Consider the following 13841-nt stretch of genomic DNA (forward strand, 5'->3'; position numbering starts at 1 on the left):
GAGCAAGGATGGAGTACAAGGTGACACTCTCCACCGAAGAAATAGTGCGAGGCCTCAAGCACTATCGCCGCATTGCCAAGCAGGATGTTCTTCGGGCGCCGGAGACACCGAACCCCGATATCTTCCGCCAGCACGCCGAAGCCCGGCGTGAAATTTATGCCAAACTGGCCGAGGTAGCCGAGGCCGAAGGCCCTGACGCTGTAGTCAGTCAAGCTCTGGCGCTGTATCAGGAACTGCCCTTCGTGACCGGGACTGCTGAGGATGCACACCCTGAGATCAAGGGGCAGGAAAATGCCCTCGAGAACTTTTTTCTGATGATTGGCCTCGACCCCAAGGTTCGCCGGGAGGCCCGCAAGGCGCGTAAGCCCGTGCAGTAGAGAAAACGGAAACAGGCGACAGGGGACATGGGAAAGCCGTGCCCCAAAGCTAATGGTTTACTTCTGGACTTTATCCACTCCTTATGAATCTTGAACTGCTAGCTGCCCAAGCCAGAACATGCGTAGCCTGTGGCCTTTCCAAAAGCCGTACCCACGTGGTTTTCGGCGAAGGTAATCCTGATGCCAAGTTGATGATTGTGGGCGAGGGCCCCGGCGAGGACGAAGATTTGCAGGGGCGGCCTTTTGTGGGACGCAGCGGACAACTGCTGGACAAAATCCTCGAGGCCGCCGGAATTCCTCGCCAGAGCATTTATATTGCCAACATCGTCAAGTGTCGCCCGCCGGGGAATCGTGTTCCAGAGCCGCTCGAGGCCAAAACCTGTACCTCGCTTTGGCTTCTTAAACAAATACAGCTCATCAAGCCCCAAATCATTATTCCCTTGGGTGCCACAGCGCTCGAGTTCTTTGCTGGGGAGAAACTCTCTATCACCAAGGTGCGGGGCAAGTTTTTCGAGTGGCAGGGCATCCAGATATTCCCCATGTTCCATCCGGCCTATCTGTTGCGAAACCCCTCCCGAGAACCGGGCAGCCCCAAACACTTGACCTGGCAAGATATTCAACTGGTCAAAAAAACCCTCGACCAACTCGGCCCCAAGCAGGGCGTGGAAATCAAAACTATCCAGCAGGAATCTTTGTTCTGAGAACTTGAACTTTGCGGCTTCCTTTCCTGACCCCACATGCCCCTCTCCCGCGCTGGCCTATTCCACCTGCTGGTGGTCTACCTGGTCTGGAGCAGCACCTATCTGGCCTTCAAGCTTGGCCTCATCCATGGCTTTGAACCGTTCTGGATGGGGGCTACCCGCTTTATTCCGGCCTCCTTACTGCTGCTGGGGTTTGCGGTCTGGCAGCGCTTCAGGGTACGGCTAACCTGGGCGGAGGTGCGAATGCTGGCCTTGTCGGGGCTGATGCTATGGCTAGGCGGTAACGGTCTGATTCTGATCGCCACCCAGTACGTCCCTTCCGGCTATGTAGCGCTGATGATTTCCACTGCGCCAATATGGACGGCCACGCTGGAGGGCCTGCTCGATCGTAAGCGGCCCCCCGTGCTCTTGATGCTGGGCCTTTTGATTGGTTTGCTGGGTATCCTGGCGTTGAATGTCCCCAAACTGGGCGAAGGCACCCCCACCAACCTGCTGGCCTTTGCGCTACTGCTCATCTCCCCGCTTATGTGGGCCAGTGGAACTATTTACACGCAGCGCCAAAGCCCTCGGCTCGAGCCCGTGGTGATCTCGGCATATCAACAGCTTTTTGGCGGGCTGGGGTTCCTGGTTCTTTCGCCTTTGCTAGGAGAGCAGTGGCATACCCCAACGCTCCTGGGCTGGGCGGCCAATCTCTACCTGATCATCTTTGGCTCCCTGATTGCCTACACCTCCTACATTTTTGCAGTACGGCTATTGCCCCTGAGCCTGGTCACCACCTATGCCTACGTAAACCCGGTGATCGCATTGCTGCTGGGTTGGGCCTTTTTACAAGAACCGCTGGGGGTTTGGACCTGGGTGGGCGCGGCCCTGGTGCTCCTGGGGGTGGGGCTGGTTTTTCGCAGCCGCATGAGGCCTGTTGTGCAAACCACGCCCTAGACCCGGTATAGAACTATGTACATACTTTCACGATATAATGTTTGTGAAGAAATTATTTGGTTTCTTCATCGCCGAGGATTCCCGGGCAGAACAGAACCAAATAGATAGTACTTTCCTGGAATGAGGGGGCTTGGGAACAACTCTCGAAGATAACTATCCAGGAAAAGCTGGTATTACCCCGCCGCACCCCAGGAGCGGCTCACAGCGCAACCATCGCTTTTTATGCAACCTCACTTTGTATTTACGAAAGCTGTGCGCTGCTGAGGGAAGCAACTTCGGTTTAGGAGCATACCCCACGGGATAGCTCAGTGCTTGAAGTGCCTCGAGCCCGTAAAAACCATCGCAACGCCCAGTTCGTTACAGGCCGCAATCACCTCTGCATCGCGTTTGGCTCCACCGGGCTGCACAATGGCCGTAACGCCAGCAGCCGCTGCTGCGCGTACCACGTCGTCAAAGGGGAAAAAGGCTTCGGAGGAAAGAACTGCACCCCTAGCCCGTTCGCCGGCATTCTGAATGGCCCGTTCAGCAGCCCAGATGCGGCTGACCGCACCTGTACCCATGCCCACCGTCACGCCGCCTTTGGCCAGCACCACATTGTTGGAGCGGGTGTGCTTGCCCACATACCAGGCAAACTTGAGGTCGAGCAGCTCCTGGGGTGTGGGGATTCGCTCGGTTACATAGGTCAGGTGCAGTTCCTCCCAGCGGCGCAAGTCCCGTTCCTGGGCCAGAAAGCCCCCCACCAGGGGGCGAAACTCCAGATGGTCGGCGTACTGGCGGGCTGCGACCAGCACCCGGAGGTCGGGTTTTTTGTTCCGAAACCAGTCCAGAGCCTCCTCGCTGACCTCTGGGGCGATGAGTACCTCGAGGAACGTTCCCCGGGTCGCCATCGCCGTCTCGAGATCCACCGGGCGGTTGAAGGCCACCACCCCCCCAAACACCGAGAGCGTATCGGCATCGCGGGCACGCTCCCAGGCGGTTTTAGGGTTGTCGGCCAGGGCTACCCCACACGGGTTGGCGTGCTTGACCGCCACACACGCCGGCAGCTCGAACTCCGAGACCAAAGCCCAGGCCGCATCGGCATCGGCGTAGTTGTTGAAGCCCATCGGCTTGCCGGAGCGCACCTCGGCGTGCAGCACCGGCCCGGTCTGGCCCTCGAGGGCATACAAGGCCGCCTCCTGGTGGGGGTTCTCCCCGTAACGCAGCTCGACCCCCGGCAGGCGCTCCAAGGTAAGCAGTTTGGTTTGGGGGAACTGCTCGAAGGCCAAAAACTCGGCAATGGCTGCGTCGTAGGCGGCGGTATGGGCAAAGGCCTTGTGGGCCAGGCGGCGGCGGAACTGGCTGCTGATCCCCGTCCGCAAGGCTTCCAGGACTACGCCATAATCGGCGGGGTCGCAGACCGGTAGCACGGCCTGGTGGTTCTTGGCGGCAGCCCGTAGCATGGCCGGCCCGCCGATGTCTATGTTCTCGAGGCACTCTTCAAAAGAAGCCCCCCGGGCCAGGGTTTCCCGAAAGGGATAGAGATTCACACAAAGCAGGTCTATGCGGATCAGGTTGTGGGCCTGCAACTCGGCTTCGTGATGGGGGCTTTTGGTAGCCAACAAGCCCGCGTGAATGCGGGGGTGCAGGGTCTTGACTCGCCCATCCAGGATTTCCGGAAAGCCCGTGATCTCGGATACGTAGGTTACGGGCAGCCCCGCAGACCCGAGGGTTTTGTGGGTTCCACCGGTTGAGACCAGCTCAAAGCCCAGGTCCAGCAAACCCTGGGCAAACTCCACCAGGCCCGTCTTGTTTGATACCGACAGGAGTGCGCGCATACCTGAAAATCATACCCTCCTTGAACACAGCTTCCGACCAGGGCTGCGGCTAGGGGTGGGTCCCAAAATCAACCAATAAACCCAAACAGCAAATCCCCCAACCTCCCTCGAGGTTATCACCAACGAGTTACCGAGCTCCAGCACAAAAACCGTTTGCGTAGAGGGGGCTTCTTCAAGTCGACTGACCCAATCCACAAGTTAGTTTTGACTTTGGTTGAAACAGGGATACACCCTGCGGCTAGTCCGGCCAAAACCGAAAGCCAGAAGCATCTGAAGAGTGGGCTCAAAGCCAACGAACCATATACCCCGCGCTCGCGCCTCACAAATGCCAGATTCGGTTGATTCGTTACCGTTCGGTAACGAATCAACAGGGCCGAAGTTATCCGCGTAGCGGAGGGCGATACCGCCCCTTGGAAGGGTGTGCTCTAGAATTCAAAAAGACAGCCTACGGATTTTTTGGTTTTGTAAACTGTCTTTTTGAGTCCGATATAAGCTATCCACAGCAACCATCCATTGGCACTTTTACAACGGTGTGAAAAGCCAAGGCCGGCTAGACTAAGGGTATGAGCACCGCTATTTACGACGGAATCAAGAAGGAAATTGTCGAGGCCATGAAGCGCGGCGACACCGCCAGCCGCGACTTTGCCCGGGTGGTCAAGGCCGAGCTCGACCGCAAAGGCGACGGCCGACCCCTGCCCGACGCCGACGCCGTGAAGATTCTCAAGGCCCTGCGGGTCACGGCGGAAGAGAACCAGAACGCGTTTGAGATGGCTTTCCTGGACAAATATCTGCCGCAGGAGATGAGCGAGGCCGAAATTGAAGCCTGGGTACGGGCCAATGTGGATTTCAGCTCGCTCAAGTCCCCCCTGGCAGCCATCGGCATAGTGACCAGGGCGCTGGGGCCGGTAGCGCCGGGGGACCGCGTGAAGAGGGTCGTCGAGAGAATCATCCATGGATAAGCCAGCCAATCCCTGGACCCGGCTAGCCCTCGAGGCCCTCACCCAGCAGCCCTACCCCATCGTGCGCGAGCAGCTGCGCACCCACAACGGGCGCGAGGTAACGCTTATGTATGTGCCAGGGCAGCACCAGTGGGTCTCCATTCTGCCCATCACAAAGCAAGGAAGCGTGCTGTTGGTGCACCAATACCGACACGTGTGGGGCGAGTACTTCTTCGAGCTTCCAGGGGGTTCGGCCGAGCCGGGCGAAACCCCCGAAGAAGGAGCCCGGCGCGAGCTGCGCGAAGAGTTAGGGGCCGAAGCCGGGGCGCTGCTTCCCATCCAGCCCTTCCGACCCCTGGCGGGCATCGTGGCCGCTACCATTCATCCCTTTGTTGCCCTGCATAGCCAGGTGGTACGGCCCGCCGAACCAGAGGACGGCGAGCTGATTGAGGTGGTGGAGTTTTCCCTGGACGAAGTGTACGGGATGCTGGACCGGGGTTTGTTGAACGAGGCCACCCATGTCATCACCCTGCTGCGGGCCAGGCCCATCCTTACCGAAATGGGTTATCTGAGCTAAAATATGAGTGTGGGAAGGGGGCGCAGCCGCTGGTGCTTCACCAGAGGAAAGTCCGGGCAGCACAGGGCATGATGCCAGCTAACGGCTGGGCGGGGTAACCCGACGGAATAGTGCAACAGAAAGCAGACTGCCGGGGCAACCCGGTCAAGGTGAAACGGTGCGGTAAGAGCGCACCAGTGCCCCTGGAAACAGGGGCAGCTAGGCAAACCCCATCTGCTGCAAGTCCCGTAAGTCCGACAGGCAGAACTGACCCGGTTCGCTACGACCTGCGGCGGGGACGCTCGAGGTGAGCGGCGACGCTCATCCCAGAGAGATGGCTGCGAAAACAGAACCCGGCTTACGCCCCTTCCCTCACCAGAGACGTTGTGGCCACCTTTGGCGATTCAAAAAGCTGAGGGTGGCTTCACTTTTGCAAAGGTTACGTCCATTCGCCCAACTTTGGCGGCACATATCCACTAGCCTTGCGGTTGTCTCGGCAGGCAGCAATGCCGATGGCGTGGTTTAGAGCGGTACAATCCCAGCTATGAACCGCCGCCTTATCGGCAAAGAGCTATTGCGCCCAGCCGAGGAGCGCGGCCCCAACGGTCGCAGACTGTGCCGATACGTGCATTGCAACAACGAGGTACCGCCGGGTCGACGAACCTGGTGTAGCGACGTATGTGTACACCAGTACCGCCTTCAGGCCCACTGGAGCTATGCCCGGCAACATCTGCGAAAGCGCGAGAAAGGCGTTTGTCAGGTATGCGGAATCAACACCCGCCCCATCAAAAGCGCCCTGATGAAACTGTGGAAGGCGGCGGTGCAAATTGCACGTGAAAACCGGCTACATCCAAATCTGTATCACCTCGAGGCTTACCGCACGCTGGCTTTGCAGTACGCCCAACTGACCCGGCAGCTTACCGAGCGTGGCTTTCATGGCTTTCTGCCCGAACTACCCAGAAGCTGGCGGCCCCGCAAAGCCTGGAAGACCCCCTCGGACCTGTGGGAGGCTGACCACATAATTCCGGTAGTGGAGGGCGGCACCCATGCGCCCAGCAACTTGCGAACCCTCTGTCAGCCCTGCCATAAACAAAGCACCCGGGCGCTTGCGGCCAAACGCAAAAAGCATAGGGCCGTTGCAGGATAACAACCCAGAGCAGCACCAGACCCCCACCCAAGTTGAGCCGGGCGCAGGCGCTCCCTAAAGATTCCGGCCCGGCCCATCCCCGGAATCTATTGGAAGAAGGCAACTCCAAGTATTAAGTCCCTTCAGGTGATTCTGCCTGGAACCTGCCTGTGGCGCAACAATGGTGCATCTATTATGGGACGTTTTCTACGTCCCAAACAACACAAACACGCCAGAGTGTCGCATAACGAGATAAATTTCAAAATGAGAAACGAGATAAATTTCAAATTCTCATGTATTGTTATGCAGATTAACTGTATTGTTATGCAGGTCAGCGGTGACGGAGCCTGTGGCTGGTAGAGCTTTTTCAGAGTAACTGATTTGCATCATTTCCACCTTCCGATGGCGATGGCTTCTAGTGTTAAGCCCGAGCCCGTATACTCATCTCCACTACCAATCTGGTATTTCCGCACACGGGCTTGGGTCGTGGACCAAAGCGTAAAATCGTTGGTATGTATGTAGCCCGGGTCGTGGGAAATAAACGAAACAATAGGTTTCGCAATAAATGTCGCAGGGAATGTCCAAGTTTGAGGGCTACTTCCCGCCAGTCCCTCGATTAACCAACAAATCTGCGTCCCATCGCCAAATCGGTATGCTGCGCCATTGGCATTCGATATATATTGTTGGCCTGTGGCAGCCCACGCGGTCCAACTGCCACCAGCCAACATCCGGTAATATATATATGGCTCAGTCTCTGGGTAATAAATCTGTTGCGTCCGTGCTCCAGCTCTATGGACTACTAGTAGCCCAGGTGAAGTAGTGGGAGGCGCCGCATTTGAGCCTCCCCCCAGCGCCGCCGACTGGATTTGATATCCACCCGCGTTGGCTAGTGTATTCCAGTCTGTCGCTACGTTAATCGTTCCGCGATCGCTGTATAACGAGGGCGACGCGAGCACGCTGCCAGCAGTTAGCAGCGGTACCCCTCCTGAGGATCCAAGTAAAATCTTCCCGACTCCCGTACCCGATTGCTGGCCTCCCAGCAGCCAATCCCCACCAGCGGGAGTGATTGTAGGCGCATTCCGAATAGGGGCCAGTTTCTGCGCCGTTACGCTGCCATCGGGATGATCCAAAGTGCTGGCGGTGCGGTGGGTGGAAAGGGTGGTGCCGCCCTGGGCAGTTTCGAGGTTGTCGACTCGAGACTTGAGTCGCTCACTCCGATTCAAAATGCGCTGAAACAGCAGCTCCAGGGGGCCAATGTTTCGCGGCTCGCCGGGTAGCGGCACCTGAAAATCTGTTTCCCATTGATCTTGCGGCGTTAGGTTCTTGGGCATTTTTTCCTCCTATACGATTACAGTAGGTTCGGGATTCCACGCTCCGCCGCTGTCCCAGAGCGTGCTGTCATCCCAAACGTCCTTAAAGCCGGGTATGTAAAAAGCTGTTCGTAGTTTGGCATGCGCCGGTTTCACCTCCTGAATCAGGGCAGGAATCCGAGATAACTCCGTGAGTGATAGGCTATATTCCCAGGGCGTCCCATCGTCCCATGCTCCCCCGTCGTCCCAGCGGTCGGTGGTGTAAGCGGGGATCCTGGGCCAGACCCAGACGGAGAACTCCGCCCAAATAGCAGGATTGTTTTTATAATGCTCGTAAATAAAAACATCGTACCCCGCAGCCTCGATCCAGCGGCGCATCCCGTATTCTGTTCCGCCCCACCGCCAGAAATCCCAGGCCGCGAGCACTCGTGCCCTAAATGCCTCGAGGCTTTCCCCTGGGTACCTGGTCAGTCCACGCTCGGTGCCAATCAGGGTAAGGGCGTCTTCGGGTGCCCGCATCACCACGCGGACCAGCAGGCCTGTGCTGACGAGCGCAGCATATTCGTCCAGCGCCTTGCCCCATCCAGCCAACAATGCCCGACCTCTGGGGCCCTGCAGCCAGGGCGGGGCCAGCTCGGGTAGCCAGGATTCGTAAAGTTGTACCGGCACAAGATCCATTCTTCCTATACCTCCTGAAAGGTGGCGTTTAGGTTGAAGCTGGCTACCTGGATCGCAGCCAGGGTCTGATCTGTGGCCGGCGCGCTCAGAGCCACGTCCAACACGTTCGAAGTAAATAATGCTTCTATCAGGGCCGAGCGATAAACCACAGCGCCGATAGGGAGGGCCCGTTGAAATGCGCTCAAACGCTGGGCCACCTCGGCCTGAACCTGGCTGAGGAAGCCGGCCCGGAGGCGGATAGTAGCTGTGATAAGAATGCTGAGCGGCGTGGCAGCGTAGACCTGCACGTCCGCGGTAAGGGGTTTTCTCTGCTGTATGTGCGTGTTGGCGGTGGCCACTGCGCCGCTGCTTAGGCCCCCCTCGCCCCAGAGCACCACGTCCACCGTGCCCTGCCCTCGGGGGTGGTTATCCAGAACCCGTACCTTAGTCACGCTGGGCGTACTGCTCAGGGCCCAGCTTTCGTAGGCCGCGCGGGTCGCGCCATAGCCCAGTTCTCCCCAGCGCAGGCGGCAGCGGTTGCGGTAGGATTCGTCGCTCTCTGTGTCAATCGCCGCTTCCGAAATTGCGATGTTGGTCGTGGTCACGCCGGGTAGGGGTGTAAAGAGTGTGTTGGCTGATCCAAGCGTAAGGTTATAGGCCGCCCCAGGCTGCTCGGCCCGGAATTCCACGTCGAGCGTGCCTCCAAGCGGCAGGGTGCCACCGCTTAAGTTGTTAAAGCGAAGGCCTGCTGCGTTCCCCACCCAGAGCTGTCCGGGCTGGATACTGTAGGGGCCGAAGCCGGCCTGGGCGGTGAGTCGGAAGGTCTGCCGCGCAAATGTGGCCTGCTTGCGGCTCAGGCCGTAGGCGCTCTGGCCCAGCAAGTCCAGGTAGTCGCCCTCGGCTAAATCTAAAAATCCCGATTTGGCGATTTGCAACCGCAGCGCCTCGAGGTCAGCAATCCCGGCAGCCTGCAACTCCACCAGGGTTCGCTGGACGCTTCCCTCCACCCAGTCGGTGGGGGCATATCCCTTCCCTTGTAGGTAGGTAATCAGCGCGGCCATGATCTGGTCGCGAGAACGGGGTTGTAAAAGCTGTTGTAAGTCAGGCACGCAGCACCTCCACGCTCAGGTCGCTGATGCGCACCACCAGGCTGAAGGGGCCCTCCTCAGTCTGCAGCAGGATGTCCAGATCGAGCTGGTTCCGCTGCGGCTGGCTGGCGCTCACCTCGGCGCTCAGGATGCGGGGGTCAGCCTCGAGGGCGTTCGTCGCCCGCACCTCGATCTCAAAGAGGGTTTCGGGGGTGATCTCCTGGTTCAAAAATTGCTTGAGGTCGAGCCGGTACTCCGGCGCATAAAACAGGCTGCCGGGCGCTGTGATCAGGCAGCGCGCTGCTGCCTCGGCCAGGTTGTCCAGGCCGCTTTTGAGCGTCCAGGATAGGTCGGGCAGCGCGGATAGATCGGTTCCGAAATCGGCCATATGCTTACCCCGAACTGGTCTTCGACGATCCACTGATGATGGTGCCTGTCACAGTAGCCGTGCCGGGCTGCACGCCGGACACCTGGATCTGATCCCCCACGCGGGCTACCGCTGGGCCGCCGCCGGCTAGCTCTACGATAGGAGCGTCCACCATCACTTTCACACTGGCGGCCAGCCGCACCTCCCGCAGCCCCTCCCCCCGCCACAGGTCGCAGTAGCGCTGCTCGGGATCGCCCCGGTGGAAGCCCACCAGCACCCGGGCCCCCGGCGAGACCTTGACGCTAACCCCCGGCAGGCCCAGCCAGATGGGCACCCGGGTCAGGGCGCCCAGGCGGGGATCGTCTACCTGCACATCCACGTGCATGTCCTCGTAGTCTTTAAGGATGCTGCCGGGGTACAGGGCCAGGTAGTCGAGGTGCGCCGGGCGAGCCAGTTGTTTGATGGCGTTGGTCAGTCGTTCTTGCATCCAGCCTCCTTAACCTATATAGATGGCGGTGCGCAGCTTGGCTCCAATCTGGTGAATCACCCGCTCCACCCGGCCCAACTCCCGCACCTGGCCGTCCCAGAGGCCCCTGAGCACGACTCCGGGCCGGAGCGCAGGCATCGGCAGTAGTGAAAACCAGCCCCGCTGGGGGGCGGCATCAGCCACCACCGCCCCCTCCGGCCCCTGCGGCCAGGCCTCGGCCCCGGCCCAGGTTGTGCCGTCGGGCAGCACCCGCCAGGCTCGGTCGGGCAGCCGCTCCATCACCGCCTTAAGGGCCTCTGCGGCAGTACCGCCGCGACGAGCCCAGCGTACGAATACGGTGGGCAGATCCAGTTCCCCCGGCTGCTCCCCTGCTTCGGCTAGCAGGTCCCGTACCACCAGCGAGGCCGGCACGCCCTGGTAATCCTTAGGGGGCAGGATTTTGGATAGCCCATCGTAGCCGCCGACCAGAAAAACCTCGGTTATACCTGCGCTGGGACCGCCCCGCCGCACCGTGGTGCGGTAGGTGGTGCCGTCCTCAAATCTCAGGGTTACCGCCTCGCCAATTTCCAGGGCTTCCTCCCCCAGCCTCAGCTCGGCCAGCGGCCGGCCTATGCGGGGGATTGTGATAATCCCGCTGCTGACGGGAATGTCGTTTGCAAAAAGAAAGCTCAAGGCCGCACCCCCTTTGCGCTGGGCGGATTGGCCAATGCCCGCTGCTGGGGGATGGGCGTCCCATCCCGGTCGGCCCCGCCGGTGTCGCCATCGGTTCCCTGCCCCCCGCCCTGCCTGCCCACCTGGGTGGCTTCGGCCTTCACCTTCTTGTAGCTGGGCCGCCACTCCCGCATCTGCAGGGTGGCCGTCCATCCCTTCACAGGATCATACGGCGGCTCCTCGATGCCGAAGATGTACAGGTGGGTGATCCCGTGCCGCCGCAGGGTGGGGTGCACCGGCTGGTACACGTCGGGGGCTTTCTGCTCCTTGCCTTTGGGGCGGAAGAGCTGGATCAGCTTCTGGAGCTTGTTGAACTCGCTCTCCTTCCAGACCCGGATTTCCACCGTGACCTCGGCATAATCAAATCCTAGGTAGGTGTACTCAACCCCCTTCTTCGGAATTTCGGTGCTCTCCTCCTTGAGCGTTCGGCGCACCGATACCTGCACCACACCCTCGATCTCGTTCTGGCCCCGGGCCCGGGGCCTGACAGCGATGCGCTTACCTGCCGGACCCACAAAAACAATCTGGTCGCGCTCCATCAGGCACCCTCCTCAATGGCGGCCCGCTCGAGGGCCTCCAGGATGGCCTCCACCACCAGGGTTCTGGCCTCGCTGGGGGTCTGGGCCTGCTGCAGCACGATATTGCCGATATGAACGTGCACCTCGCGGGTAACGGTGGCAGCCGAAGCCCCTGCACCCGCGGCGATAACGGCCGCCGGCATCTGGGGGGCGGCCGGAATGGCCGCCGTGGCCAGGGCCAGCCCCGCGCCGGCTACCGCCCCGCGCATAGCCAGCAGGCCGCGCTGCAGGCCCAACCCACCCTGCTCCCCGATGCGGGTCAGGGCCCGGCTGGGGGAGCGCACCTCGAGGCCCTCCCGGGCCCCGCCCACCGCCTGCAGCGCCAGCCCCTTGGCCGCCTCCCAGATTTTGCCGGGCGCGGCTTTGAGGCCGTTCCACAGGCCGGTCATCGCATTGCGGCCAATCTCCAGCATCAGCCCCGGCAGGTTGGCCAGGGCGCTGCGAATGGTTTCCGGTAAGCCTTTGGCCCAGGCAACCAGCTCCCCGCCCTTGGTGATGATGGCCCCCCATACGGCGTTCACCCCATCGCGGAACCAGCCCAGGCGCTTGTAGGCCAAAATCACAGCCGCCACCAGGCCCCCTACCAGAGTGATCACCCAGCCCACCGGCCCCATCGCCAGCAGCCAGCAGCCTGCCATCCGGGCTGCGGTGGCTACCCAGACCAGGCCCAGGCGCAGCAGGGTGCCGGCCAGGCCGAAGGTCAGGGCGTTGAGCAGGCGGAGCCCGGCGGTGAGCACCAGGAGGGTGCCCACCAGGGCCAGCCCCCCGGCGTTGGTTCCGGCCAGGCCGGCCTGGTTGGCCGAGAGGCTCCGGGCCAGGCTGCCCAGCAGCGCAATGCCCGGCTCGAGGGCCCTCCAGATGCCTTGTAGCATGGCAAATCCGGCCTGCATCCCGGCAAAAAATTGCCTTGCATACCCCAGGGCCACCGGGAAGTAGGCCCGGGCGGTCTGCACCAGTGCTGTGGCCCGGTTCAGGAATGCCAGGATGGCCTCGCCCGCTTGTTTAGGCTCGCTAGCCCGGGCCAGGGGCCCGAAGGCCGCTTGCATCAGGCCTCCGAGCCCGGCCTTGAATCTCGCGGCGATAGCCGCCCCGGGGCCCTGGCTGAAGTCGGTCAGGGCGGCCAGGTTGCTGAGCATCTGCTTGAAGGGCTTGAGCGGGCCGCCGTCGCCCACGTCCATCTGGCTGAAGAGCTCGAAGGGGCGGCTCTTGAGGGTCGAAATCAGCCCGAAGATACTAACGCTCTGCTCCTCCATCAGCCCGCCAAATCGCTTTTGGATGATCTGGCGCACCGCCAGCATGGCCTTGTTCACGCTACCGACATAACTCCCGCTCTTGTCGAACTTGAGCCCCTGGGCCTCCAGCAGCTCCCGGCTAATGCCCAGCTCCCGCAGCCGCTCAAAGGCCTCGCCGAAGTTCCCTGAGCGCAGGCGGGTCAGGGGGCTGATGGCGTCCTCCAGCCGCACCCCCATCGCCGAGGCCAGGTCGCCGGCGTCCTTGAGCAGCCCTTGCAGATTTTTGACATTCACCCCGGCGGCCAGCAGTTGCTTACCACCGGCCAGGACTTCCTGGGTCTCGAAGGGCGTCCGGGCCGCAAACCGGGCCAGCATGGCATAGGTTTCCTGGGCCATGCGCCCGGCGTCCGCACCGAACTGGGGCCGCAGCATCACCCGCAGGCTGATAAGCTGCTGCTCCTTGAAACCCAGAGCGTCAAACACGCTCTTGGTGGCCAGCCCGGCGGCCCCGGCGATGAGTAGGTTGGGCAGGCTGGTCAGGCGGCCAACCAGGCCGCTTAGCGATGAATAGGCATTCTGGGCGTAGGCGCGGATGCTGCCCAGGTGGCGGCCGGCCGCCCCCACCGCTGCCAGGGCCCCCACCAGGCGCCGCGCGGCAGCGGTCGATATGCCGAAGCTACTGGAGATGGCCCGAGCTGCAGCCGCACTGTCTCGGCCCGAGCCCTGCAGCTGGGTGCGGATGCGGCTCAACCCCGCCGACATGGCCCGCGACTGGGTCACGAAGTTGTTACGCAGCCCAAAAAACCAGGTCAGGCGCCTCATGGTTTCTCCTCGAAATGGCCCAGCAGCACCGCCGCCTCCAGCGCGGCCCCGGCCAGGGCCTCGGGGCTATCCTCCCCCCGCCGATAGGCCAGCAGCAGCTGGCCCGCGAACAGGGGGCGATCGCGGTGCTTCATGGCCTCA

The 13841-nt window shown here is 61.3% G+C and carries 15 protein-coding genes and 1 other RNA gene; 7 read left to right on the top strand and 9 right to left on the bottom strand.

The window, feature by feature from the left end; translation table 11 throughout:
* Positions 1-8 precede the first annotated feature (8 nt).
* The 3 genes from Mhypo_RS05970 (at position 9) to Mhypo_RS05980 (ending at position 2014) form a co-directional block, all read left to right on the top strand.
* Positions 9-377: a hypothetical protein gene (locus Mhypo_RS05970; RefSeq protein WP_119340396.1), complete on the top strand. Its 369-nt coding sequence runs from the start codon at positions 9-11 to the stop codon at positions 375-377.
* 83 nt (positions 378-460) lie between these two features.
* Positions 461-1078 (top strand): uracil-DNA glycosylase, encoded by a 618-nt coding sequence (locus tag Mhypo_RS05975; protein WP_119340397.1) that lies wholly within the window; start codon positions 461-463, stop codon positions 1076-1078.
* A gap of 36 nt (positions 1079-1114) precedes the next feature.
* The gene (locus tag Mhypo_RS05980) at positions 1115-2014 is read left to right on the top strand and encodes an EamA family transporter (RefSeq protein ID WP_119340398.1); all 900 of its coding nucleotides are present in this window, start codon (positions 1115-1117) and stop codon (positions 2012-2014) included.
* 305 nt (positions 2015-2319) lie between these two features.
* On the opposite strand, the gene purH is transcribed toward Mhypo_RS05980, so the two are convergent.
* The gene (purH, locus tag Mhypo_RS05985; RefSeq protein WP_119340399.1) at positions 2320-3828 is read right to left on the bottom strand and encodes a bifunctional phosphoribosylaminoimidazolecarboxamide formyltransferase/IMP cyclohydrolase; all 1509 of its coding nucleotides are present in this window, start codon (positions 3826-3828) and stop codon (positions 2320-2322) included.
* Positions 3829-4391: 563 nt separating this feature from the next.
* Here purH and Mhypo_RS05990 point away from each other — a divergent pair.
* The 4 genes from Mhypo_RS05990 to Mhypo_RS18325 all read left to right on the top strand — a co-directional run bounded on the left by Mhypo_RS05990 (position 4392) and on the right by Mhypo_RS18325 (position 6469).
* On the top strand, positions 4392-4787 hold the full coding sequence (locus Mhypo_RS05990; RefSeq protein WP_119340400.1) for a GatB/YqeY domain-containing protein: 396 nt from the start codon (positions 4392-4394) through the stop codon (positions 4785-4787).
* Positions 4780-5343 (top strand): NUDIX hydrolase, encoded by a 564-nt coding sequence (locus Mhypo_RS05995; RefSeq protein ID WP_119340401.1) that lies wholly within the window; start codon positions 4780-4782, stop codon positions 5341-5343. Before Mhypo_RS05990 ends, Mhypo_RS05995 begins: the two co-directional genes overlap by 8 nt.
* A 10-nt stretch (positions 5344-5353) precedes the next feature.
* Positions 5354-5699, top strand: an RNA gene (rnpB, locus tag Mhypo_RS06000) — RNase P RNA component class A.
* 167 nt (positions 5700-5866) lie between these two features.
* The gene (locus Mhypo_RS18325; RefSeq protein ID WP_206074895.1) at positions 5867-6469 is read left to right on the top strand and encodes an HNH endonuclease signature motif containing protein; all 603 of its coding nucleotides are present in this window, start codon (positions 5867-5869) and stop codon (positions 6467-6469) included.
* Positions 6470-7788: 1319 nt separating this feature from the next.
* Here the strand turns inward: Mhypo_RS18325 and Mhypo_RS06015 are convergent.
* Genes Mhypo_RS06015 through Mhypo_RS18065 form a run of 8 tightly spaced genes read right to left on the bottom strand, consistent with a single transcriptional unit; the run spans position 7789 to position 13834 of the window.
* Positions 7789-8436 (bottom strand): phage tail protein, encoded by a 648-nt coding sequence (locus Mhypo_RS06015; RefSeq protein WP_119340403.1) that lies wholly within the window; start codon positions 8434-8436, stop codon positions 7789-7791.
* A gap of 5 nt (positions 8437-8441) precedes the next feature.
* Complete coding sequence (locus Mhypo_RS06020) at positions 8442-9524, bottom strand: baseplate J/gp47 family protein (protein WP_119340404.1); 1083 nt, start codon at positions 9522-9524, stop codon at positions 8442-8444.
* Positions 9517-9891 (bottom strand): GPW/gp25 family protein, encoded by a 375-nt coding sequence (locus tag Mhypo_RS06025; RefSeq protein WP_119340405.1) that lies wholly within the window; start codon positions 9889-9891, stop codon positions 9517-9519. The genes Mhypo_RS06020 and Mhypo_RS06025 overlap by 8 nt, the downstream gene beginning before the upstream one ends.
* 4 nt (positions 9892-9895) lie before the next feature.
* A complete protein-coding gene (locus Mhypo_RS06030; protein ID WP_240637136.1) occupies positions 9896-10357 on the bottom strand; it encodes a hypothetical protein in 462 nt (153 codons plus the stop codon).
* A 9-nt stretch (positions 10358-10366) separates the two neighbouring features.
* Positions 10367-11029, bottom strand: coding sequence for a hypothetical protein (locus tag Mhypo_RS06035; RefSeq protein WP_119340406.1), 663 nt, complete (start codon positions 11027-11029; stop codon positions 10367-10369).
* On the bottom strand, positions 11026-11607 hold the full coding sequence (locus Mhypo_RS06040) for a hypothetical protein (RefSeq protein ID WP_119340407.1): 582 nt from the start codon (positions 11605-11607) through the stop codon (positions 11026-11028). The genes Mhypo_RS06035 and Mhypo_RS06040 overlap by 4 nt, the downstream gene beginning before the upstream one ends.
* Entirely contained in the window at positions 11607-13700 is a 2094-nt protein-coding gene (locus tag Mhypo_RS06045) for a phage tail tape measure protein (protein WP_119340408.1), read from the bottom strand. The genes Mhypo_RS06040 and Mhypo_RS06045 overlap by 1 nt, the downstream gene beginning before the upstream one ends.
* The gene (locus tag Mhypo_RS18065) at positions 13697-13834 is read right to left on the bottom strand and encodes a hypothetical protein (RefSeq protein WP_170148225.1); all 138 of its coding nucleotides are present in this window, start codon (positions 13832-13834) and stop codon (positions 13697-13699) included. The genes Mhypo_RS06045 and Mhypo_RS18065 overlap by 4 nt, the downstream gene beginning before the upstream one ends.
* Between the last annotated feature and the right edge of the window lie 7 nt (positions 13835-13841).

Source organism: Meiothermus hypogaeus (genome assembly GCF_003574035.1).
GTDB classification, from domain to species: Bacteria; Deinococcota; Deinococci; order Deinococcales; family Thermaceae; genus Meiothermus; species Meiothermus hypogaeus.

Coding starts and splice junctions, on each gene's coding strand:
- Mhypo_RS05970 (WP_119340396.1), top strand. CDS start 9: ATGGAGTACAAGGTGACACTCTCCACCGAAGAAATAGTGCGAGGCCTC.
- Mhypo_RS05975 (WP_119340397.1), top strand. CDS start 461: ATGAATCTTGAACTGCTAGCTGCCCAAGCCAGAACATGCGTAGCCTGT.
- Mhypo_RS05980 (WP_119340398.1), top strand. CDS start 1,115: ATGCCCCTCTCCCGCGCTGGCCTATTCCACCTGCTGGTGGTCTACCTG.
- purH (WP_119340399.1), bottom strand. CDS start 3,828: ATGCGCGCACTCCTGTCGGTATCAAACAAGACGGGCCTGGTGGAGTTT.
- Mhypo_RS05990 (WP_119340400.1), top strand. CDS start 4,392: ATGAGCACCGCTATTTACGACGGAATCAAGAAGGAAATTGTCGAGGCC.
- Mhypo_RS05995 (WP_119340401.1), top strand. CDS start 4,780: ATGGATAAGCCAGCCAATCCCTGGACCCGGCTAGCCCTCGAGGCCCTC.
- Mhypo_RS18325 (WP_206074895.1), top strand. CDS start 5,867: ATGAACCGCCGCCTTATCGGCAAAGAGCTATTGCGCCCAGCCGAGGAG.
- Mhypo_RS06015 (WP_119340403.1), bottom strand. CDS start 8,436: ATGGATCTTGTGCCGGTACAACTTTACGAATCCTGGCTACCCGAGCTG.
- Mhypo_RS06025 (WP_119340405.1), bottom strand. CDS start 9,891: ATGGCCGATTTCGGAACCGATCTATCCGCGCTGCCCGACCTATCCTGG.
- Mhypo_RS06030 (WP_240637136.1), bottom strand. CDS start 10,357: ATGCAAGAACGACTGACCAACGCCATCAAACAACTGGCTCGCCCGGCG.
- Mhypo_RS06040 (WP_119340407.1), bottom strand. CDS start 11,607: ATGGAGCGCGACCAGATTGTTTTTGTGGGTCCGGCAGGTAAGCGCATC.
- Mhypo_RS06045 (WP_119340408.1), bottom strand. CDS start 13,700: ATGAGGCGCCTGACCTGGTTTTTTGGGCTGCGTAACAACTTCGTGACC.
- Mhypo_RS18065 (WP_170148225.1), bottom strand. CDS start 13,834: ATGAAGCACCGCGATCGCCCCCTGTTCGCGGGCCAGCTGCTGCTGGCC.